General features: G+C 68.3%; 19 protein-coding genes, 1 tRNA gene and 1 pseudogene. 5 read left to right on the top strand and 16 right to left on the bottom strand.

Annotated elements, in window-relative coordinates; translation table 11 throughout:
* Positions 1-248: 248 nt before the first annotated feature.
* From FB560_RS02425 to FB560_RS02400, 6 genes are all read right to left on the bottom strand, one after another.
* Positions 249-1106: a hypothetical protein gene (locus tag FB560_RS02425; RefSeq protein WP_141870905.1), complete on the bottom strand. Its 858-nt coding sequence runs from the start codon at positions 1104-1106 to the stop codon at positions 249-251.
* Between the two features lie 71 nt (positions 1107-1177).
* Positions 1178-2248: a tyrosine-type recombinase/integrase gene (locus tag FB560_RS02420; protein WP_141870904.1), complete on the bottom strand. Its 1071-nt coding sequence runs from the start codon at positions 2246-2248 to the stop codon at positions 1178-1180.
* The gene (locus tag FB560_RS02415) at positions 2245-3144 is read right to left on the bottom strand and encodes a tyrosine-type recombinase/integrase (RefSeq protein ID WP_170198023.1); all 900 of its coding nucleotides are present in this window, start codon (positions 3142-3144) and stop codon (positions 2245-2247) included. Before FB560_RS02415 ends, FB560_RS02420 begins: the two co-directional genes overlap by 4 nt.
* Before the next feature lie 7 nt (positions 3145-3151).
* Positions 3152-3550 carry a hypothetical protein gene (locus FB560_RS02410; RefSeq protein WP_141870902.1) on the bottom strand — a complete coding sequence of 133 codons (399 nt, stop codon included), beginning with the start codon at positions 3548-3550 and terminating at the stop codon, positions 3152-3154.
* Entirely contained in the window at positions 3547-4143 is a 597-nt protein-coding gene (locus FB560_RS02405) for a hypothetical protein (protein WP_141870901.1), read from the bottom strand. Before FB560_RS02405 ends, FB560_RS02410 begins: the two co-directional genes overlap by 4 nt.
* Positions 4144-4224: 81 nt before the next feature.
* The gene (locus FB560_RS02400) at positions 4225-4464 is read right to left on the bottom strand and encodes a helix-turn-helix transcriptional regulator (protein ID WP_211349992.1); all 240 of its coding nucleotides are present in this window, start codon (positions 4462-4464) and stop codon (positions 4225-4227) included.
* 102 nt (positions 4465-4566) lie between these two features.
* Here FB560_RS02400 and FB560_RS02395 point away from each other — a divergent pair, with 102 nt between their 5' ends.
* Both FB560_RS02395 and FB560_RS02390 read left to right on the top strand, forming a co-directional pair.
* A complete protein-coding gene (locus FB560_RS02395; protein WP_141870900.1) occupies positions 4567-5124 on the top strand; it encodes a helix-turn-helix domain-containing protein in 558 nt (185 codons plus the stop codon).
* Position 5125: 1 nt separating this feature from the next.
* Positions 5126-6349 carry a site-specific integrase gene (locus FB560_RS02390; protein WP_229673336.1) on the top strand — a complete coding sequence of 408 codons (1224 nt, stop codon included), beginning with the start codon at positions 5126-5128 and terminating at the stop codon, positions 6347-6349.
* Between the two features lie 29 nt (positions 6350-6378).
* On the opposite strand, the gene FB560_RS20630 is transcribed toward FB560_RS02390, so the two are convergent.
* A tRNA-Met gene (locus tag FB560_RS20630) sits at positions 6379-6454 on the bottom strand.
* An 86-nt stretch (positions 6455-6540) separates the two neighbouring features.
* Positions 6541-7527 carry a helix-turn-helix transcriptional regulator gene (locus FB560_RS02385; protein WP_141870899.1) on the bottom strand — a complete coding sequence of 329 codons (987 nt, stop codon included), beginning with the start codon at positions 7525-7527 and terminating at the stop codon, positions 6541-6543.
* A gap of 61 nt (positions 7528-7588) precedes the next feature.
* On the opposite strand from FB560_RS02385, the gene FB560_RS02380 reads away from it, so the two are divergent.
* Positions 7589-8620: an ABC transporter ATP-binding protein gene (locus FB560_RS02380; RefSeq protein WP_141870898.1), complete on the top strand. Its 1032-nt coding sequence runs from the start codon at positions 7589-7591 to the stop codon at positions 8618-8620.
* Complete coding sequence (locus tag FB560_RS02375; RefSeq protein ID WP_141870897.1) at positions 8617-9396, top strand: ABC transporter permease; 780 nt, start codon at positions 8617-8619, stop codon at positions 9394-9396. Before FB560_RS02380 ends, FB560_RS02375 begins: the two co-directional genes overlap by 4 nt.
* A gap of 59 nt (positions 9397-9455) precedes the next feature.
* Here FB560_RS02375 and FB560_RS02370 read toward each other — a convergent pair whose 3' ends face one another.
* Together FB560_RS02370 and FB560_RS02365 are read right to left on the bottom strand one after the other, a co-directional pair.
* Positions 9456-10454 carry an NADP-dependent oxidoreductase gene (locus FB560_RS02370; RefSeq protein WP_141870896.1) on the bottom strand — a complete coding sequence of 333 codons (999 nt, stop codon included), beginning with the start codon at positions 10452-10454 and terminating at the stop codon, positions 9456-9458.
* A gap of 34 nt (positions 10455-10488) precedes the next feature.
* Complete coding sequence (locus tag FB560_RS02365) at positions 10489-11202, bottom strand: SDR family oxidoreductase (protein ID WP_141870895.1); 714 nt, start codon at positions 11200-11202, stop codon at positions 10489-10491.
* Positions 11203-11302: 100 nt separating this feature from the next.
* On the opposite strand from FB560_RS02365, the gene FB560_RS02360 reads away from it, so the two are divergent.
* Entirely contained in the window at positions 11303-11902 is a 600-nt protein-coding gene (locus FB560_RS02360) for a TetR/AcrR family transcriptional regulator (protein ID WP_141870894.1), read from the top strand.
* 12 nt (positions 11903-11914) lie between these two features.
* Here FB560_RS02360 and FB560_RS02355 read toward each other — a convergent pair whose 3' ends face one another.
* From FB560_RS02355 to FB560_RS02335, 6 genes and pseudogenes are all read right to left on the bottom strand, one after another.
* Positions 11915-13315 carry a DUF6716 putative glycosyltransferase gene (locus tag FB560_RS02355; RefSeq protein ID WP_141870893.1) on the bottom strand — a complete coding sequence of 467 codons (1401 nt, stop codon included), beginning with the start codon at positions 13313-13315 and terminating at the stop codon, positions 11915-11917.
* Complete coding sequence (locus FB560_RS02350; RefSeq protein ID WP_141870892.1) at positions 13312-14184, bottom strand: N-acetylneuraminate synthase family protein; 873 nt, start codon at positions 14182-14184, stop codon at positions 13312-13314. The genes FB560_RS02355 and FB560_RS02350 overlap by 4 nt, the downstream gene beginning before the upstream one ends.
* Before the next feature lie 94 nt (positions 14185-14278).
* On the bottom strand, positions 14279-14593 hold the full coding sequence (locus FB560_RS21125; RefSeq protein WP_407662557.1) for a KdsC family phosphatase: 315 nt from the start codon (positions 14591-14593) through the stop codon (positions 14279-14281).
* A gap of 375 nt (positions 14594-14968) precedes the next feature.
* A pseudogene (locus FB560_RS21120) lies at positions 14969-15478 on the bottom strand (acylneuraminate cytidylyltransferase family protein); the annotation flags it as partial.
* Positions 15478-16839: a polysialyltransferase family glycosyltransferase gene (locus tag FB560_RS02340; protein WP_141870890.1), complete on the bottom strand. Its 1362-nt coding sequence runs from the start codon at positions 16837-16839 to the stop codon at positions 15478-15480. The gene FB560_RS02340 and the pseudogene FB560_RS21120, both read right to left, overlap by 1 nt.
* On the bottom strand, positions 16836-17816 hold the full coding sequence (locus tag FB560_RS02335; RefSeq protein ID WP_188895260.1) for a glycosyltransferase family 2 protein: 981 nt from the start codon (positions 17814-17816) through the stop codon (positions 16836-16838). Before FB560_RS02335 ends, FB560_RS02340 begins: the two co-directional genes overlap by 4 nt.
* Positions 17817-17858: the final 42 nt, after the last annotated feature.

The raw sequence follows: 17858 nt of genomic DNA, 5'->3' as shown, positions 1-17858 counted from the left end.
AGGGCGTGATGTAGAGCTCGGGGTGGCGGTGCATCACGTCCCGTCGAGGTCCTGCGGCGAGCGCGTTGGTTCAAGGGTGGCGAGCGGTGTGGCTGGTGTTGTGGGGGTCTCGTGGTTGGTGAGGGGTGGGAGGCGTCGGGCGTCGGTGACGCCTTGGGCGCCGCAGATGACGCAGATGCGGTCGAGGGTGAGCACGCAGTGGCGGCCGCGTCGGCAGTCGAAGGTCGGGGGGAGCTCGCTGGTGGGCATCAGGTTCCTCGCGTGGTGACCAGGTCGTGCTGGTAGCGCCGTTCGCGATCGATGCTCTCGACGCGTTCGAGCCATTCGCCGGCGTCGACCAGGTCGGCGCCGGTCATGTTGGGTTGGCGCCAGCTGCGGATGGTGGCGATGACGTAGGCGGTGGGGTCGTGGACGTGGGAGGCGGCGCGGCTGAGGATCTCGTTGGCGAGGGTCTGGAGTGCGGTGTCGTCGAAGTTGTCGGGGAGGTGGTCGCTGACAGCTCGGATGACGGCGGTGGTGTCGAGAGGAGCTCCGTAGGTGGGGCTGGTTCTGGGTGGTGCGCGGGGTGGCTCGGGTCCAGTCCCTTCGAAGTTATCCACAGGCTCTTGGCGAGAGTTTTCAGGGACTGGACCATTTAAGTCCTGGGCTCGGGCAGGTACGGCTTTAGCCGTGCCTGTCCGAGCCTGCACAGTGACCGTTACGTCACGTGTTATGTCACGCGTTATGTCACGCGTCTCTCCCATCGATTTGAGGGCCTCTTTTTTTTCTCCTGCCACTCCGCCCTGGGCGACGGGGATATCGAGCGCCTGAGCCTGCTGGGCGGCGCTCTCTGCGGCCTTCCGTGATCGTTCCTCTCTCCACTTCCGCTGACGGATTCGGTTCATTTCCCGATAGCCCTCGATCTCGGAAGCGGTGTTCTGTCCGAGCGTCGTCGACCAGCCGATGAGCTGGTAGCCGTCGAGGGTGGGCGACCAGAAGCCGGCCTCTTGGAGCTCGGCCAGGGTCTCGGACCCGATCACGCCGGGGTAGAGGAAGCGAAGTTCACGGTTGCTGATCGCGCCGTCACTGCCTTGCTCGGCGCAGTGCATGAGCGCGTTGTGCAGCACGCGGTACGCCTGGTCAGATAGACCGTCGTGGGCAGGGGCGGTCAGCCACTCCCCCTTGAGTCTCGCGTCAGTCATACGGCCTCCATGGATGTGCGGTTCTCGCGCCAGCGTGCTGCCCGCTCTCGGTGATCGGCCCGGCACTCGTCGCATCGGCAGCCCTGCCCGTACTTGCGGCGGGTACCGTGAGCGATCGCGGCATCGCGTTGACGCCTTTGGTCCTCGATTTGCGGGAGCCGCGGCGCTCCGGCGAGCGCGGTGATTGCGGGTGCGGCGATGAGGGGCAGTCCGTCGAGGGCGGTGATCTTGGGCGCTTGGTCGACCTGCACGTAGATCTGCGTGCTGCTGATGAGCTCGTGCCCCATGAGCGTTTGGATGACGCGGATGTCGGCGCCTCCGCGTGCGAGGGATGTGCCGAACCAGTGCCTGATGCTGTGTGCGGTGATCTTGGGGTCGTCGATCCCTGCGGCCTTGATGCGGATGCCGACTCTGGTGGAGACGGTCTTGGCGAGGATCGGGCCTGTGCCGTTAGGGCTGGGGAACCAGTAGCCGCGGGGAGGCATCTGCTCGGCGAGTGCGCGGACAATCGGGTGGAGGGGTTGCACTCGTTCGTAGCCTCCCTTGGTGATGTAGCGGACGGTGTTGTCGACCAGGTCGAACATCTCGCCGCGGACTCGTGCGGCTTCGTGGCAGCGCATGCCGACGTACGCGAGGAGTATGAGCAGCGCTTGGGTGCGCCGGCGAGCGCCGACGAAGAGTGCTGCGATCTGCTGGTCGGTCATGGGGCGCGGTTGGCCCTTGCGCACTTTGACCCTGGGGAGCTTGGCCGCGGGATCTGTGGCGATCAGGTCGTCGTCGTGGAGGAGTCCGAAGAACCGGCGGTAGGCGATGCGTTCGGTGGCCATGCTGCTGGCGGCGATGCCCCGGGTCTGTCGGGCGAGGAGATCGTTGCGGGTGACGTCACATGGTGGCTTCTGTGTCTCGATCGCGAGACGCCGGATGATCGACAGGTAGCCGTCGACGGTGCGCTGTGCGAGGTTCGATGCGTTGAGGGTGCTGGTGAAGAGTCGCACTGGTTCCTCCCATCCGTGGGGCCACGGTTCGATCGGGCGGACGACGTTCTCGGGGCGTCCTGCGTAGGTCATGAGCTCGCCACCCTCACGCCTTGCGCGTACACGTGTCGGCCGGCGATTGGTCGCCCTGAATGCGCGGGGATGTCGCGGCTCCGCAGGGCCGCGATCCCTTCTTGCTTCTTGGACTCACTGACCCGCGTGTAGATCTGCGTCGTCGACAAGCTCTCGTGCATCATGAGCTCTTTGACTACGCGGATATCGACGCCGGCGTCGACGAGGTTGCTGCCGAATGAGTGTCGAAGGGAGTGCGGGGTGAGCTTGCGGTCGGTGATCCCTGAGCGGCGGATCGCGTCGTGGATGAGGTCGCTCACGGCGCCGGGCTTGATCGGTTGCGATGGATCTTTCGGGGAGGGGAACCACCAGTCGTCTGTCGGCATGGAGGCGGCGATCTCGCGGATGGCTGGGTGCAGTGGGAGACGGCCGTGTTTGCGGCCCTTCCCGATCGTGGTGATGGTGTTGGTAACCAGGTCGATGTCGGAGCCGTGGACGCGGGCGATCGAGGAGACGCGGAATCCCTGGTAGTAGCCGAGGCAGATCATGTGCCGCGTGCGGCGATAGGCGCCGGATGACAGCAACGTGTCGAACTGCTCGGGCGAGAAGGGTCGCGGCTCACCGCGCGGGACGCGGATGCTCGGCAACCTGGTCGACGGGTTATCGAGGCGGATGCCCTCCTCCTGCAGGAACCGGTAGAACGCGATGAAGGCGTACCTTTCGGCGCTGCGGGTGGCGAGCATGACATCGTCCCGGCCGAGGTGGCGCCGGAGGGTGAACACGTCGCACTCCACGAGAGGGTTGTCGTACTTGACGAGGCCCATGAGGAGGCTGCGGCGCTTGCGGATTGTGGCGGGAGACTGCCCGGCCGACCGCTGGTAGTCGGCGAACGCGTCGAGGGCATCGGTGTCGCTCATCATCGCTTCAGACCTCCCGCTCGAGGAGAGCATCGTTGACATCGCTGCGGCGACGAAGCACTCGGGGTCGGTCGATGTGTCCAGCGGTGGCCGTGAGTGCGGCGGCGATGGCACGGGCCCTATCTGGTTCGAGTCGCGCCCGGGTGTGAGCGTTCGCAAGCATCACCGCGGCGCCGTCCTCACTCAGCTCGACGTCGAAGTGCGCGACGATCAGCGCGGCAGACGGATACTGGCGCGGCCGGCTCTTCGTGGCTTCGGCGAGCGCTGACTCGGCGGCTCGGAGTTCGTCGAGCAGCTGCGCGTCGAAGGGCTTGGACAGTGTGGCGTTGCTGATTGCGTCGGCGACGCTCAGGGCGGCGGCGATGAGACGTGCTCGGGCGTCGGCGATCGGGCTGATAGAGCTCATCGTGCGTCCCCTGCCTGGTCGAAGCGGGTGAGATCGCGGGCGTTGATGTCGGCGAGTTCTTCCGCGGCCGCGGCGAGCGCTGCGGCGAAGCGCATCGCGGCGCTGGCCGACTTGGTCGCGAGGCGCTCGGCGGCGGCCGGATCCCAAGTCAGCGAGGGGCCATCGGTGTAGTGCGAGCCCACCTCAGAGCCGTTGTCATAGAGGTCTGGCCACAAGACGATCTCGTGATACTCCTCGACAGTCACGGTGACTTCCTCCCCGTGATTCCGGCCGTAGAAGGTGATCTCAGCTGCCCCGCAACCGGCCGCGATGTCGTATGCGGATTCGGTTGCCCATGCGGGCGGCTTGGGGAAGTCCGGAATCCACTCAGGGGAGACCTCAGGCGCGCAGCCTCGACGCACCAAAAGGTTCAGGGCGACGAAGCGGTCGAATGGGTGCTCGCTGATCGTGAGGCCGTCCCGTTCCTCCGCTGCGGCGAGCGCTGCGGAGGCTTCGGGTGTGCTGATCTGCCGCTCAATCCATTCCCGCGTGGTGTGAGCCCAAGTGGCGTAGTCGTCCTCGGTGACAAGCTGGGCGGCGGCTGGTATCTTCATGGTTGATCTGATTCCTTTCGAAGGGCATTTGGTCGTTGGCCCCGGCTCATATCCGGGGCCTTTTTCGTTGACGCTCATCGGTCAGACCGCAGTGCTGGTCTGCTCGGAGTTTTCGAGCCACGCGATGATGTCGGCAGTCCGATAGAGCACGGTCCGAGGGGTTGGCTTCAGGAACTTCGGCCCCTTGCCGGTGAATCGAAGCTGGGCCAGGTGGCCGACCGTCATGCCAGGGATGAGGTCACACGTTTGTGCCGGCGTCAGGTACTTCTGCTCGGCCGCTCTCGGCGCCTCAGGATGCTCGGCTGCGAGTTGAACTGTCACGGTTCTCCTTTCGTGACACAGCTGTTCGGTAAGTGTGTCAGGCGATAGGTTACATCACGTTGCTACACTTTCCGCAAGCATGTATCACGGGGAGGGTCTTAGATGACTGGGGATAGCGGCGGCAAGGACTCTGATTCAGGGGTTGAAACGTTCACTGCGACGGTTGAGTACCTGCCGGATGACGATGCACGCCCTATCGAGATCGGCGGACCGGCACTCACCCTGCGGTCGCCTGGGACGCTCGTCGTCGACCACCACCCGCGGATAGGCCTAGAGACTCGCATCCGCGTGTCCGCGTCAGGTTCGTTCTGGCTGAGAATCCTGTCTGTCGCGATCGAGAGCTACGGGGCCGAGGAGGTCAACTCTGAGGACCTCCGGAATGTGCGAGTGATCGACTTGCTCCGGCAGCATCTGCCACCGCTTGCGGGATGGACGCCGTTCACCTCGCACGCGCTGGCTAGCGAGACCTTCTCATCAGCGATACGTGACCAGTGGCCGTCACCCGGAGCGATGGGCGAGGTCGCACGCACCTACAACGTCGCTCTCGCACTGCGCTTGCACCCGATCAAGGCGGTTACCGACGCGTTCGGTATTTCTCGATCGACTGCGCACCGTTGGATCAACCAGTGCCGAGAATCGGGGCTGATCGTCAGTGGGTAGCATTCACGAGTACTTCATCAAGGGCGAGCTCAGCCGTAGCGGAGATCCAAAGGCCAAGGATCGCCGCTACAGGATTGTCTATCGGCGCCCTGACCACACACAGACGACGGAGCGGGGCTTCACCACGAAGCGGGCCGCTCAGGACCGGCTGAATGACGTCGAGGTGTCGAAGCACCGAGGGGAGTACGTAGATCCGGCGAGCGCGCGTGTGACTGTGGGGGCTCTGGGTGTGGAGTGGTTGCGGAACAAGCGCACGAGTTTGAAGCCGTCGACGTATCGGGCCCTGTCGGATGCGTGGCGAGTGTATGTCGAGCCGCGATGGGGCGAGACGCCCGTGTCGGCGGTACAGAGCTCCGCGGTGAGTGAGTGGGTGCGCCAGTTGTCTGAGGGTACTGCTGTGAGCGCTCGTCGGGAATCGAGGCGGACTGCCGGCCTGGCGGTGAAGCCGAAGAGTGCGACGGTCGTCCTGCGGGCGCATGGCGTGCTCGCTGCGATCCTCGATGTGGCGCTGCGCGATAAGCGGGTGTCTCGGAATGCAGCTCGAGGGCTGGACAATCTGCCGCGGAAGGTGTCCAAGCCTCACGTGTACCTATCGCACGTGCAGGTCGGCGCTCTGGCGGACGCGTCCGGGGAGTATGGCACGCTCGTGCACGTCGCGGCGTACACCGGGCTCAGGTGGGGCGAGTTGACGGGCCTGCGGGTGCGGGACGTCGACGCGCTCAATCGGCGCCTCAGCGTCCAGGAGAACGCCGTCAAAGTGGGCGCCGTGATCCACGTGGGGACTCCGAAGACCCATGAGCGCCGATCGGTGCCCTACCCGGCGTTCCTATCGTTGCCGATCGCTCGAGCGTGCGAGGGCAAGACTCGTGATGCGCTGCTCTTCGGTGAGGGCCTGGTGCACGCCCCGCGGCCACGGACGAGTGAGGGCTCTCGGTCCTGGTTCGTCACAGCGCTCGAGATGGCTGGTCTCCCACGGATGACGATTCACGATCTGAGGCACACGGCTGCGTCGCTCGCAATCTCGGCCGGCGCCAACGTCAAGGCGGTGCAGCGGATGCTCGGCCACAAGTCGGCTGCGATGACGCTCGACGTGTATGCGGATCTCTTCGACGATGATCTGAACGCGGTTTCGGATGCCCTCGATCACGCACGTGCTGCAGCGAATGTTGCCAATCTGTTGTCACGGCAGGCCTCGAAGGCCAAGGGGAATCCCCGCCAGCCCTGATATTCCAGGGCCAGACGGGGCTTCCGAAGTGGACGCGACGGCGGGAGTCGAACCCGCAACGCCCACAGGTATGAACTGAGGCCCGGGACCGCCCGGATCGCCGCGATGAGAACGACGTTACCGGGCCGTGATCTTCTGCGCCAGGGAAGGCACCTGAGATAACGCCATGAGTCGACGGATGACACCGGGTGTCACGCACGGGGGCCCGGGTCCGGGGCGTCGAGGGCGCGCAGCATCCGCTGCAACGACTCCCGCAGCGCTGACCGATCCGGCTCGGGGAAGGTCGTGGTGTACTCGACGCCTTCCGGGATCCAGAGCATCGCGTACATGGCCTCGCGCCAGTCCGAGCCGCCGAACGGCCAGCGCGTGTGCGCGTCGTCCTCGGCCGTCGCGCCCTGCCCCCAGGGCCCGAACCACTCCTGCATCGGCGCCAGCGGCAGCTCCATCACGGCATCCGCCTCGATCTTCTGCGGCGTCCACGACGAGGCGATGAGCACGCGCTCCTCGATCTGCTCCGCCGTGATCTCGCGCCGGGCGAAGATCACCCTGGTGTGCTCGACGGTGTCGATCCGATCCACGCGGAATGTGCGCCAGTCGTCGCGATCCAGATCCCAACAGAGCAGGAACCACTTGCGCCCGGCCGGGGCCAGCGCGTGCGGTTCCACCCGACGGATGCTCTCGATCCCCGCACCGTCGATGTAGCGCAGGCGCAGCCTCTCGGTGTCGCGCGTGGCCAGCGCGAGCTCGCCGAGCGCCACGGGCGACACGACAGGCCCTTCTCCGATGCGCGGCGCCTGCACCGACGCGGCGAGCGCGTTGACCCGCTGACGGAGCGCGGACGGGAGCACCTGCTCGAGCTTGGCGAGTGCGGTGAGCGTGACCTCGGAGCCGCCGACGAGCTGCTGGGTCGCGGCCACCCGCAGTCCGATCGCCATCGTCACGGCCTCGTCGTCGGTGAGCAGCAGCGGCGGCACCGCGCTTCCCGCCTCCAGCCGGTATCCGCCCGCAGCACCCGGGGTGGATTCGACCCGGTAGCCGAGTTCGCGCAGACGGTCGACGTCTCGGCGCACCGTGCGCTCGGTGACGCCGAGCCGGGCCGCCAGCTCGGTCCCGGGCCAGTGCCGATGCGTCTGCAGCAGGTTGAGCAGCGAGAGGGCGCGGGTGGTGGTGTCGGACATGTCTCCAGATTGGCACCGATTGCGGACAGGATCTGTCCTGGTTGGGTTCTACCTTCGAGCCATGACGAACGAATCCATCATCGAAGCCGAGGGCCTCACCAAGGTCTTCACCGTCAAGAAGGCCTCGGTCCCCGCGGTCACGGACCTCACCTTCACAGCCACCCGCGGCGAGCTCGTCGCCTTCCTCGGGCCGAACGGGGCCGGCAAATCCACGAGCCTCCGTATGCTCACCACACTCATCCCTCCCACCACAGGAACAGCACGCGTGGTCGGCCATGACATCCGCACCGATCCCGCGGGCGTCCGCGCCCGCATCGGTTACGTCGGCCAGCTCACCAGCGGCAGCTTCTCGCAGCGCGTGCGCGACGAACTGCTGAGCCAGGGCGCCTTCTACGGGATGTCGCGGCGCGACAGCATCCGTCGGGCCGATGAGCTGATCGAGTCGCTCGATCTGTCGTCGTTCGCGACGCGCACCGTGCAGCAGCTCAGCGGCGGCCAGAAACGACGGCTCGACATCGCGCTCGGGCTCATGCATGCTCCTCCCCTGATCTTCCTGGACGAGCCGTCGACGGGACTCGATCCGCAGAGCCGTGCGAACCTCTGGGAGCACATCCTCGACCTCCGCACCCAACACGGCACCACGGTGTTCCTCACCACCCACTATCTGGAAGAGGCGGACCGCTACGCCGAGCGGGTGATGGTCATGGACAAGGGGCGGATCATCGCGGATGACGACGCCACCGCGCTCAAGGCGACGCTGGCCGGAGACGTGCTGACGTTCGGCTTCGCGGATGCCGCCACCGCGGCGAACGCACGCTCCGTCGTCGCCCGGCTCAGCCCGGCCGCCGTCACGGTCGCCCAGGAATCGCTCTCGCTCGCTGTCCCTGACGGTGACCATCTGCTTCCCGTGATCGTGCGGGAGCTGGATGCCGCAGGCATCACCGTGCAGCGCGCGACCGGCGTGCCGCCCACGCTCGACGACGTCTTCCTCGCACTCACCGGGCGCACGCTCCGCGAGGCCGGCGAGGGCGACAGCAGCGCAGCATCCGACGCCACCGACACCCGCGCCACCACGACAGGAGCCCGCTCATGACCGCCATCGACACCCTCGTGCGACCGAGCCTCGCCCGAGACACCCGCAATGTGCTCACCCGCGAGCTCAAGCCCGTGCTGCGCGATCCTTTCACGCTGATCTTCAGCCTGCTGCAGCCCCTGGTCTTCCTCGGACTGTTCGCTCCTCTGCTGGTCGGCGGATCCGGGCAGCCGGTCGGTGAGACCCTGGCCTGGTTCGTGCCGGGAGTGCTGGTGATGATCGTGCTGTTCGGCACCGGCGCGACCGGGTCGAACCTCCAGTACGAGATGATGACGGGCTCGCACGAGCGCACACTCGTCGCCCCGCTCGCCCGCTCATCGCTGCTCGTCGGACGTGCGCTGAAGGAGATCGCGCCGATCGTCGTGCAGGCGCTGGTGATCGTGCTGATCGCCTGGCCGTTCGGGTTCCAGATCAACGTTCCCGGCCTGCTGATCGGGCTCGCCCTGCTCGCGGTGTTCGGCGTCGGCCTCGGCTCGCTGTCGTACTCGCTGGCCCTCGCGACCAAGGACCGCGAATGGCTGTTCTGGGGTGTGCAGCAGTCGCTGATCTTCCCGCTGCTGATCCTGTCGGGGATGCTGCTGCCGCTCGACGACGGACCGGCGTGGATGCGCGCCGTCGCCTCGGTGAACCCGGTCAACTGGGTCGTGCAGGCGGAACGGGCGCTGTTCGCCGGCGACCTCGGCGATGTCACCGTGCTGTGGGGCTGGGTCTCGGCGCTGGCGGTCGCGATCGTCGGCCTCGTGGTGGGTGTCCGGGCGATCCGCCGGAGCAGCTGAGACCCGCCCCTCGTACCCCGCCGCGCGGATGACTCCGACGCGGCGGGGCACGGTGGACCTCACTCCGCGAAGGTGATCACGGACTTGCCGCGGCCTCCTCCTCCGGCGAGCGCGGCGAGCGCCTCAGGTACCTGTGCGAACGGAGAGGTCTTCGTGACCACCGGTCTCAGCACTCCGGCGTCGACGAGCGCGGCGATCTCGCCGAGCTGCGCACCGTCCGCGTGCATGAACAGGAACTCGTAGCTCACGCCGAGCTTCTTCGCCTGACGCCGGATCTTCCGGCTGAGGGCTGTGATCGCCAGGCGCAGGAGCGGGTTCATCCCGCGCTCCGCGGCGAAAGCAGGATCGGGTGGACCGGAGATGCCGATCGCTCTGCCGCCCGGCTTCAGCGCACGCAGCGACCTCTCGAGGTTGTCGCCGCCGAGGCTGTCGAGCACGAGGTCGTACCCCGAGAGCTCCTCCGCGAAGTCCTGGGCTCGGTAGTCGATCACGGTGTCGGCACCGAGTGACCGCACGAAATCGGCGTTCGCGGCACTCGCCGTGGTGGCGACCGTCGCGCCCAGGTGCGCGGCGAGCTGGATCGCGATCGCTCCGACTCCCCCTGCACCCGCGTGGATGAGCACCTTCTGGCCCGGTCCCACTTTGCCCCGCTCCACCAGCGCCTGCCACGCGGTGAGCGCGACCAGGGGCAATGAGCCCGCCTCGACCATCGAGAGGCGTGCCGGCACGAGGGCGAGGTCGGCCTCCGTGATCGCGATCCGCTCGGCGAACGTTCCGATGCGCGAGTCGTGTGGCCGTGCGAAGACACGATCGCCGACTTGGAACCGCCGCACCAGCCGACCGACCCGGATCACCGTCCCGGCCACGTCGTTGCCCAGGATCACCGGCAGCTCATAGGGCAGGATCTGCGCGAACTCGCCGCTGCGGATCTTCTCGTCCAGTTGGTTGAGGCCCGCTGCCTCGACTCGCACCAGGACATCCCGATCGCCGACGACGGGTTCGGGGACGTCTCTGAGGACGAGCGGTTGGCGGTACTTCTCGACGACGAATGCGCGCATGTCTTCCTGCTTCTCCTGATCAGCCGGTCGCGGGTCAGACCGTCGCGCCCCGGAGCTGCGGGTAGAGGGCCTCCAGCGGCGCACTGAGACCCGCCTTGACCTGCACCGAGGTCTCATCGGCGAGCACCTCGTACTCGCCGCGCTCTGTGGCATCCAGGACGGCGCGCACCAGCTCGGCGGGATCGGTCTTCGGGTCCTCGACATGCGCGGCCATCGCGGTGTCGACGTATCCGACGTGCACCCCGACGACATGCACGCCGGCCGGAGCAAGCTCGAGACGCAGCGAGTTGGTCACCGACCAGAGTGCTGCCTTGGTGGCGCTGTAGATCCCGGCGACCGCGAACCACGAGAGCGCGGAGTGGATGTCGATGATCGTGGCACCGGGGCGTCCGGCGAGGAGAGGCGCATAGGCGCGTGCGAGGAACAGCGGTCCGAGGAAGTTGGTCTCGACGTTGCGGCGGATGTCGTCATCCGAATGGGTCAGGATGCCGAACGTGGGCACGGATGCTCCCGCGTTGTTGATCAGCACGGTCACGTCGGGCGCGGCCTCCACGGCGGCCGTGATCGATGCGGGGTCGGTGACGTCGAGCACGAGCGGGACCACACGCTCGTCGTCCCAGGTCCGCGGCGTGCGAGCCGTGGCGTAGACCTTGGCAGCACCCCGCGCGAGCGCTTCGGCGACGAACTGCGTGCCGATGCCTCCGTTCGCTCCGGTGATGAGGACGACGGCTCCGGTGAGTGAAGGCATGGACTGATCTCTCTTCTTTGCGACAATGGATACTGAGCGCGCACGTTAGCGACTCCACTCATAACTGACTGTACTCATTTTCTATTCCCGCGGAGGTGCCATGTCGACCGACGCCTCCGTCACGCGCCGCGAGCGGAACAAGCAGCAGAAGCTCGAACGGATCACGGCGGCCGCCGCCGAGCTCTTCGCGGAACACGGCATCGACGAGGTCACGACGCAGCAGATCGCCGAGCGCGCGGATGTCGGCACCGGCACGCTGTTCCTCTACGCCAAGACCAAGGGCGAGCTGCTGCTCCTCGTGCAGAACGCCCACTACGCCGACGCGCTCGAGTCCGGCATCGCGATGGCCGCACGCATCTCCGACACCCTCGATGCGCTCATGGCGTTGCTGCGCCCGATCATCGAATGCAACCGCGTGCAGATCGACAACGGGCGCGTCTACCTGCGCGAGATGGTGTTCGGGGATGCATCGGACGCGCAGCACGCCGCGGCGCTGCAGATCGTCGCGGCGACGGAGGAAGCGACTGCCGCCATCCTCCGCCGCGGCCCTGCAGTCACCGAGGACGACGCCGCGTCGCTCGCCCGGATCGTCTCGGCCATCATGTTCCTGACGATGAGTGCGAGCATCAACGTCGGCCTCAGCGTCGACGAGCTCGAACTGGACGTGCGGCGACAGATCGGCACCCTGCTCGACCGTTAGCCCGACCGTCACCTACCGCCGGAGCGAGTCCTGGAACGGGTTCGGCTCGAGTGTGTAGTCGGTGGAGGGATCGGACCAGGTTCCGCCGTCCGCCGGCTGACGTCTCCGGTGCATCGCGGCGAGCGCACCCGTGATCGGTACGCCGACCGCGAGCGCGGCCGCTCCCCTCACGGTGCGATCCTCGGCGCCGAGCACGCTCGCGCGATGCCAGGCGTCATGCATCGCGCCACCCCGCGCTGCCGGCACGCGCTTCGGAGGCAGCGCCCCGGCCCGCCGCAGAGCGACCAGCTGCTCGACCCGCTCCCACCATGTCGAGTCGGACGCGGGATGGAAGTAGTTGTCGCGCAGCCAGTCCGGATGCGGATGACGGAACCGCCCCGCGACCACCTCGCTCCGCCCACCCAGGAGCCCGCTCCCGATGAACACCGTGTTGAGCAGGCTCTTGCTCACCCCGAACGAGTCGAGCGCGATCACCGGGATGCCGAGCGCCGTCGCTTCGATCGCCGCCGTGGAGCTCACCGTCACGAGCCCGGCCGCGCTGTCGAGCGCAGACGCCATCGACTCGTAGGAGAAGACGAGATTGTCCGGGAGCCGCTCCGGCAGCAGGTCCGCGTACAGCGTGCGCTCGAGATGCGCCTCGGCCTCGCCTGGTCGTGAGCGCAGTTTCACGACCACGCGTCGCCCGAGGTCCGCTTCGGCGGCGCGCACCAGCATGGCCGCGATCTCCGCACGTTCCTCGCGCTCGACCGGGACGAGGGCCTGTGCCGCGAACACGATGTCGGTGGCCCGGGGCCGCACCGCGACGGGTGTCGGCGGACGCTCGGCCACCACGACCCCGCCCTGGCTCCGTACCACGGCATCCACGCGAACCTGCTCCGGCTTCAGCATCCGCTGTCGCCGTCGGGCGAAGGGCAGCGTCGCGAGCGCTGTCGGAAGCGAGACGCCGATCCGTCGTCCGAGCTCCGCGAAAGCACGCTCCTCACGGTGGGAGTGCAGGATGAGCAGGTCGGTGTGCCGTCGATAATCCAGGGCACCCCGCTGTGCGGGAACGGCCATGCCCGGCAGCCCCGAGACCGTGACGGGGCGGTGTGTGAGCGTATCGATCACACGGCCCAGCAGTCGCACGAACGGCCCCCGTCCGGCGAGCAGCACGACGTCAGGGCGCTGCCCTTCCAACCAGGCCTGCACTTCGGCGAAGCGCACCCGCGTGACCGCCTCGGCCGCCATCCCGGTGCCGGCGAGCGCCGTGCGCTGCTGCGCGACACTCGCCGTCAACGGGGTGCGCACCAGCAGCAGGTGCGGACGGATACCCGGCACCGCGCCGAGCAGCGAGGCCGACCACTTCACGAACGAGTCGGCGTCGGCGATCGCGACGACCCGCAGACCGTCGCGGTTCCTGCGGTCTCCGTTCATGCGGTGACGCGACGCAGCTTCGCCATGGGAGCGCGCTCGCTGTCGAAGACGCGCTTGACGCCGTCGCCCAGAGCCATCTCGATCACGCGGATGTCGCGCACGAGGTGCTCGAGGCCCGTCGGCTCGAGCGAGGCCGCATGATCAGAACCCCACATCGTGCGGTCGAGCGTGATGTGACGCTCGACCGCGACCGCGCCGATCGCCACGGCGGCCAGCGAGATCTGCAGTCCGCGCTCATGGCCCGAGTAGCCGACCGGGATGCCGGGGTAGCGGTCGCGCAGCGTGGCGATCGCGCGGAGGTTGGCCTCCTCCGGCTCCAGCGGATACGTGGAGGTGGCGTGCATGAGCACGACCCGGTCGGTGCCGAGCGTGTCGAGCGCGCGGTCGATCTGGGCGATCGTCGACATGCCGGTGGAGAGGATCACGGGCTTTCCCGTGGCCCGCAGTGCCTGCAGCAGCTCGGTGTCGGTGAGGCTGGCGGAGGCGACCTTGTGCGCCACGACGTTCAGGTTTTCCAGGAACTCGACGCTCGGGACATCCCACGGCGAGGCGAACCAGTCGAGGCCCTGCAGCGTCGCGTGGTCGCCGATCGCGACGTACTCCTCGCGCCCGAACTCCACCCGGCGGCGGTAGTCCAGGTAGCTCATGGTGCCCCACGGGGTCTCGCGGGGCACGTCGCGCATGTGCTCCGGGGTGGAGATCTCCGGGGTGCGCTTCTGGAACTTCACCGCATCGGCTCCGGCGCGCGCCGCCACGTCGATCAGACGCTTGGCGATGTCGACATCACCGTTGTGATTCAGGCCGATCTCGGCGATGACGTAGGCGGGATGACCGCCTCCGATGACGCGCGATCCGATGCTGACAGTCATGATTCCTCCGGTCGTCGAGCGGTCTGAGATCCCCGCCCCTCCTGGCTACGCCTCGGGGGTGAACGCCGGGAGTCCGGGGAGTTACCGGCACCGGTCAGCTCGACAACACCCGTTCGATCAGCTCCCGCACAGCCCCGTGCCCTCCCCGTCGGGTGAGCACCACACGCGCCTCCTCGAGCACGAGCGGATGCGCGTCGGCGACGGCCACCGGCCATCCCACGATCCGCATCGCCGGCAGGTCGTTGACGTCGTTTCCGAGGTAGGCGATATCGGTCAACGCGACGCCGACCTCCTCCGCCCATCCCCGCAGCGCGGACTCCTTGTCGTCGATGCCGTGCAGCACCGGCACCCGCAGCTTCTCGGCGCGCGACCGCACGACCGGGTTCACCTCCGTGGAGAGGATGAGCATCGGTAGCCCGGCCCGGCGCAGGAGCGCGACGCCCATCCCGTCCTCTCGGCTCACCCGCACGCGTTCGCGCCCGTCCGCATCGACCAGCGCCGTGTCGTCGGTGTGCACACCGTCGAAGTCGGTCACGACCGCGTGCGCGGCGATCGGCTCGACCCCGTCATGCCGCACCGCGAGCGCCCTGGCGATCCCGAGCTGCTGCTCGTCATCGATCTCGATCGCCGTCCACTCCGGCACCTCGGCGATGCGGATCCGGCCGAAGAAGCGATGCCGGCTCTCCCGGAAACCCGCCGCCCGGAACACGTAGAACGCGCCGGTCTCGAGGTGATGGGGCTCGCGATCCTGGCGCCGGGGACGATGCGCGGCTTCGTGGTTGACCGCGACCGCCGCGCTGGCGGCATTCCGTCGCCACAGGAATCCATAGGTCTCATGCGCCGAGAACACGCTGTCGGCGCGATCCGCCGCGACATCAGCGACGGCGGCGGCGAGCGCGTCGCTCGGGATGAACGGAGACGTCGCCTGGAGGAAGGCCACGACCTCGTAGGCCTCGCCGCCGCTCTCCAGCTCGTCGAGCGCGTGCAGGATCGCGCTCTCGGACGACGCCGTGTCACCCGAGAGCTCGGCCGGACGGCGGATCACGCGTGCCCCCGCGGATGCCGCGACGGCCGCGATCTCATCGTCGTCGGTCGACACGACCACCCGCTCGACTCCGGCCGCCACCGCAGCTCTGACGGCGCGCGCGACGAGTGCCACGCCGCCCACGCGCTGCAGGTTCTTGCGCGGCACTCCCTTCGAGCCGCCGCGGGCCGGGATGATCGCCACCGTGCGCAGAGGCGCGGCAGCCTTCGTCGGCGCCTCGTCCGTCACGTGCTCGGCGTTCTCGGTCATCATCGTCCTCGCATCACTCGCCACACTCGTCCTGCCCGGTTGCGCGCCCCGCGCACCGTCAGGCGCCACTGCTCCACCCGCCCCGCTCCCCCGGCGGAGCGCAGCATCCTTCGCACCGGGCCTTCCGCGGGCGCCCCCGGCAGACGCAGCAGCGACAGCCGCTCGGGGGCGAAGTAGCGGTCGCGCTCCGACGCGTCCAGCGTGCGCAGCAGCAGTTCGGCGCGGGGTCGCAGGTGTCCCGCGATCTCCGGTTGCATCGCGTGACCGACCGCATCGATCAGCAGCTGCAGGCGTGCGGGATCTCCATGCGGAGAGTCCTCGCGGGTGAGCGCATCGACCAGGACCAGGGGCACACGGTTGCTGTTCTCGAACGGCTCCAGACCGGCGAGGAGCCTTACGGTCCCTGCCGACCCGACCGGGATGCCGAGCGTCGCCCGCACCGTGGGCAACGCCGTCGAGAACCCCGCCACCACCGCGACCGCATCGATCCTCTCGGCGAGCACCTCGGCCGGCAGCGCGCCGCGATACTCGGCGAACTCGAGGCCCCGCGAGAGCGCCCGTTCCCTGACGGCGTCGGTCTGCAGAGGCGGCGCGGCGGGGTGCGGCTTGAACACCACCCGCTGCGGCGACCAGCTGCTCGCACGATCGATCAGATCCCGGTGCAGGGCCGTCTCCTCGCGGGTGGTCAGCAGCCCGAGGGCCGACAGATACTGGCCCAGCACGAGCACCGTGGGGACGGCATCGTCCAGCGCCGCGCCCGCGACGTCGAGCACCGGTTCGCCGGAGTCGGTCTCGCTCAGCACCTGTCGGAAGCGCGCCGGCGGTACCGGGATGGGGGTCGCGGTCGGCGTTCCGACCAGTGGTCGCACCCCGGGCACCACGTCGGCGTACACGACCTGTCCGATCCGCGCGGCGATGGAACGGCCGAGCGCGACCCGCATCGGCGAATAGGTCATCAGCCCGTCGCCGATGATCGACAGCCGCGCCCGCGGGAAGATCGACAACAGTGTGCGCGCGGGGGCGACCTGCGGACTCTGCACGAACAGCTCCAGGTCGTCGGGGTCCAGTCCCCACGCGCGCGTGAACAGCTTCTCCCACAGGGGCAGGTCCGCGTCGGTCGGCTGCCAGTCGCTCGGATGCCGCGCGCCGAGCAGCGCCCCGAGGTCTTCGACGCGGTCGAATCGTCCGCGCAGCGACTCCAGCAACGGATCCGCACCGATGCCGACGACGGTCTCGGGCACCTGCGCCGACACGAACGGCACGAGTACGCGGTCTGCGGCATCGCCGAGGAGGCCCTCGTCGATCGCCGCGGCGGCGGTCGCGAGTCCATAGGCGCTGTGCAGCGCGAACATCTGGGTCATCGCACGTGCCCCGACCGTCGCAGGCTGGAGGCGAGCACGCGGCGACGCGATCCCTCGAGCCGGGCCACCGCCGCGACCACCTCCGCGTGCGGCAGCCTTTCGAGCAGACCCCGGATGGCTGCACGCATCTCGATACGCAGCGCGCGCGGCATCCGGCGCGACCTCACCAGGTGATGAGAGCTGAGCGCGAGCGCCGTCCACACCGCCTTGGGGAGGAACCGTTCCGCCTCCGGATCGATCTCGACGAGGTCGACGACCTCCGACATGGCCCGCGCGAAGTCCAGCTGCCGCCGATCACGCACCTGGGTGAGCGAGGTCGAGACTCCGCGGCGATAGAGCAGGGCCGGCGCGTCGACCACGGCGAACGACGCGGCCTGCAGGTGCAATCGCCAGATCCAGGGTCGATCCTCAGCCGTGAAGAGTCCCGGAGGGAAGGCGGCCAGACCCTGGTCGATCATCCGCCGATGGAAGATGCCCGCCCACGCGAAGGGGTAGTCGACCATCGTCGACGCGGAGTCGGGGAGGATCCCCTCGCGCGGCGGCACGAGCTGCTCGCGCCACGGATGCGGGGCCCGCACGAGGGTGCGCACACCTTCGCGCACCGTCACATGATCGGTGCGGAGGAAGTCGGCGCCCAGCTCGTGCACGCGCGACGACAGCACGGACAGACGGCCCGGCTGCATCCAGTCGTCGCCGTCCACGAAGCAGAACGTCTCCGCCTCGACGAGGGCGAGCCCCTGGTTGCGCGCGCTCGCGAGTCCGCGCGGTGAGGGATTCACGATCACCTCCGCATTCGGGAAGCGGGCGGCGTAGCGGCGCATCAGATCGCCGGTCCCGTCGCGGGAGCCGTCATCGATCGCGACGAGCTGGAGCGCCGAGGGGTCGTCGAACTGCCGCAACAGGGTCTCCAGCGTCGTAGCGATGTACGCGCCGGCGTCCTTCGCGGGCAGGATGACGGTGACGAGCGGTCTGCGCACGGGGCTCCCGGGGGTGGACGGTGTCCGCATGCTCTCAGCTGC

This window comes from Microbacterium saperdae (genome assembly GCF_006716345.1).
GTDB lineage: Bacteria > Actinomycetota > Actinomycetes > Actinomycetales > Microbacteriaceae > Microbacterium > Microbacterium saperdae.
This window is presented reverse-complemented; position numbering and strand designations above follow the sequence as displayed.

What these genes read in the sequence shown, in the direction of transcription:
- FB560_RS02420 (WP_141870904.1), bottom strand. Translation starts at nt 2,248, where the DNA reads ATGACCTACGCAGGACGCCCCGAGAACGTCGTCCGCCCGATCGAACCG.
- FB560_RS02415 (WP_170198023.1), bottom strand. Translation starts at nt 3,144, where the DNA reads ATGAGCGACACCGATGCCCTCGACGCGTTCGCCGACTACCAGCGGTCG.
- FB560_RS02410 (WP_141870902.1), bottom strand. Translation starts at nt 3,550, where the DNA reads ATGAGCTCTATCAGCCCGATCGCCGACGCCCGAGCACGTCTCATCGCC.
- FB560_RS02405 (WP_141870901.1), bottom strand. Translation starts at nt 4,143, where the DNA reads ATGAAGATACCAGCCGCCGCCCAGCTTGTCACCGAGGACGACTACGCC.
- FB560_RS02395 (WP_141870900.1), top strand. Translation starts at nt 4,567, where the DNA reads ATGACTGGGGATAGCGGCGGCAAGGACTCTGATTCAGGGGTTGAAACG.
- FB560_RS02385 (WP_141870899.1), bottom strand. Translation starts at nt 7,527, where the DNA reads ATGTCCGACACCACCACCCGCGCCCTCTCGCTGCTCAACCTGCTGCAG.
- FB560_RS02380 (WP_141870898.1), top strand. Translation starts at nt 7,589, where the DNA reads ATGACGAACGAATCCATCATCGAAGCCGAGGGCCTCACCAAGGTCTTC.
- FB560_RS02375 (WP_141870897.1), top strand. Translation starts at nt 8,617, where the DNA reads ATGACCGCCATCGACACCCTCGTGCGACCGAGCCTCGCCCGAGACACC.
- FB560_RS02370 (WP_141870896.1), bottom strand. Translation starts at nt 10,454, where the DNA reads ATGCGCGCATTCGTCGTCGAGAAGTACCGCCAACCGCTCGTCCTCAGA.
- FB560_RS02365 (WP_141870895.1), bottom strand. Translation starts at nt 11,202, where the DNA reads ATGCCTTCACTCACCGGAGCCGTCGTCCTCATCACCGGAGCGAACGGA.
- FB560_RS02360 (WP_141870894.1), top strand. Translation starts at nt 11,303, where the DNA reads ATGTCGACCGACGCCTCCGTCACGCGCCGCGAGCGGAACAAGCAGCAG.
- FB560_RS02355 (WP_141870893.1), bottom strand. Translation starts at nt 13,315, where the DNA reads ATGAACGGAGACCGCAGGAACCGCGACGGTCTGCGGGTCGTCGCGATC.
- FB560_RS02350 (WP_141870892.1), bottom strand. Translation starts at nt 14,184, where the DNA reads ATGACTGTCAGCATCGGATCGCGCGTCATCGGAGGCGGTCATCCCGCC.
- FB560_RS21125 (WP_407662557.1), bottom strand. Translation starts at nt 14,593, where the DNA reads ATGCTCATCCTCTCCACGGAGGTGAACCCGGTCGTGCGGTCGCGCGCC.
- FB560_RS02340 (WP_141870890.1), bottom strand. Translation starts at nt 16,839, where the DNA reads ATGACCCAGATGTTCGCGCTGCACAGCGCCTATGGACTCGCGACCGCC.